The organism is Mycobacterium sp. KBS0706, assembly GCF_005938675.2.
Lineage (GTDB): Bacteria > Pseudomonadota > Alphaproteobacteria > DSM-16000 > Inquilinaceae > Inquilinus.
In genome coordinates, this window is record NZ_VCCH02000235.1 from 1 (window position 1) to 2,443 (window position 2,443).

Consider the following 2,443-nt stretch of genomic DNA (forward strand, 5'->3'; position numbering starts at 1 on the left):
TCTCAGCCGGCCGGGCCGAATCGAGGCTGCCCGAAAGCGGCCGTCTCGCCCGGCGCTGGAGAGCGGACATGATCGGACGCGACCCCAAGCGGACCTTCACGGTCGCATGAAAATGTAGGATAAAATCTAATAAATTGACTTTCGCCGCAGATTGAAGTCGTCAACGCTGCGCGCTTCTAATGCTCGTTCGAGATGATCTACACCCTTGCTGTTTGCGACAGCGTACTCCGCATTTGAAATGGGCACCAACGACAGCCACGCAACGATCTTTGAGGTGAATTCTTGCGTTTTGATGTCCCATAAATATGGGTTTCCCAGCAGTATGTGGTTTACGTCGATATTTTTATAATACATCTCGATCACTCTAGGGTAAATAACTCCTGGCTCAGCTTTCATATTTGAGTTGATGACATTAAAGGCGCATGTTGTAAGAATGTTCGGAGCCCGAGAATTTACGCTCATCGAAGTAAATAGAAACTCGACGCCGAGTGGAACCCCGTTCACCGCAAGGCCAGTTTGCGCATCAGAGAGTCCGATTGTTGCCCATGTGGTCACCTTAGGCGCGGGAGCGTCTGTGGCCTCTAGAATGTCGATCGAGCTCTCCTCCGCTTCGTCCCAATAGCGGTGCACCTTCGCTGATCCGAGCAGCGTAGAGAGGTAGCGGTGCAGTGCCCTGTTTTCGTTTGAGATCGACATCTTCCCCCTACCGCCGAGATTAGTCTTCCGAATCCGGGCACGCGCTCGTTAGCATAACCGAATGGACGCGCGTGCTCGACACGCGGTGATCACGACCGCTTTCCGCCCTTCCCTGCCGGCGCTGCCTGGCTCGGGAGCGCCGAAAGCGGTCATGGTGTCGGTGTCTCCGAAGCGGACGAGGGCAGATTTTTGGGGTGGATGATGTCCGACCCGGAGCATGGTGGGAAGGGCCACAGGTGGTCTCGCGTCTTCAACTCGGGGCCTGACCTGCAATTGGCCCGCAGCTCGGGGTTCAGGCTCATAGCTGCTCGCGCGCGCGAGCAGCTACGGCCGCACCATGGCGCCCCAGCCCGCTCCGCTTGGCCGCCGCTCTGCGCTGCGCGCTCACGCTCTGCGCCACCATTGGGTAATCCTCTGGTAGTCCCCAGCGCTTTCGGTATGCCTCGGGGGTCAGGTTGTATGCGGTTGCGAGGTGGCGCTTCAGCATTTTCAAAGGCAAGCCGTCTTCCAGGCAGATGATGAAATCTGAGGTCACCGAGCGCGATATCGGGACAGCCGGTTTCGGTTTTGGCGTCTCCGGTTCCGCTGTCGGGGGATTGCTCAGCCTCTCCAAAGCCCGGCGGATCCCGGCGACGAGACCCGGCAGGTCGGCAGGGTCAACCTTGTTGGATGCGACATAGGCAGAAACAATCCGCGTTACGGAAGCGGCAATATCGTCGGACATATCTCGCCCATTCATGAAATGATCAAAATCCTAATTGCTTATTTATTGCTCAGGAGGCGAGGCAGGTCAACACAACTCATACAATGATGGAGACCTCCGTTCGCGACACATTGTGTGTAGCCCCGGCCCTCACCGCCCCACACCAGCGATTGCAGCAGCCTTTGTACCTCCCGGGCCGTGTTGACCCGACCGGAGCGTGCCAACGCGGTCGTAGAGGCGCCGCCCCGCAGCCGGCGAGGCTCGCTTCCGCCCGGAGTTGCCGATGCCGGCGTGTCGGGACGTCAGACAGCGCCCCAAAGCGGCGGCCCCGGTCGGCTCTCCGAACCGGTCATGACCGCACGCGACCCAAAGCTGACATCGGGCTAATCTCACCCGCCTACTGAACACCTTCATCGCGGCAATTCATGGAGAGTTGCACAGACATCATGAAATAAATGTAGCCCGGCTCATAGCTAGGATTCCCCATCCCGTCCATCAAAAGCCTACATGATGATTCATGACTGGGATCAGATGCGAAAGTAAAAAATATCTTGAACGGCGTATCGGGGGGAGCGCCAGCTTGGACTGAGTCGCCATATCCCTTTTCGTGCAATCGATGACCAATCGCGGCCTCGAAGATTGCCCTCAGACATTCTCGATAGATACCACTTTCACAAGACCAAAGAACTCGAATCCCTCCTTCATATCGGAAATTGCAATCTCCATTCGAAGATCGGAAGGAGACGCTATAAATGTCGGAATCTACAGATTCGATGAGGCGCTCGTCCATAGTTGATTGAAGCTTAAATAACACACATCTGCCTATCATCTCAGAGATGCTGAAGATATGGCTGGTAATATTCTCATTTGGGTGCGGTCTGTCTCTTGTGACTACCGTGGAAGTTCCTTCTGGCCCGTGAAATGTTAGCGATCCAGCGTGTGCCACCCGGATGTGGGATACCAGCAAGAAGGCGATGCCCGCGGCAATACAGATTTTGAGGAAAGCTGGGTGCTGTGTCATTGATTGGTCGGGATCGGTTTAAT

At 56.0% G+C, this 2,443-nt stretch carries 2 protein-coding genes; both read right to left on the reverse strand.

Going from position 1 to position 2,443, the window contains the following annotated elements; all coding sequences use genetic code 11:
- Nucleotides 1–126: 126 nt before the first annotated feature.
- Complete coding sequence (locus FFK22_RS41405; protein ID WP_138893651.1) at nt 127–696, reverse strand: suppressor of fused domain protein; 570 nt, start codon at nt 694–696, stop codon at nt 127–129.
- Nucleotides 697–994: 298 nt separating this feature from the next.
- Nucleotides 995–1,420, reverse strand: a complete 426-nt coding sequence (locus FFK22_RS41410) for a MucR family transcriptional regulator (protein WP_306770266.1) — start codon at nt 1,418–1,420, stop codon at nt 995–997.
- Between the last annotated feature and the right edge of the window lie 1,023 nt (nt 1,421–2,443).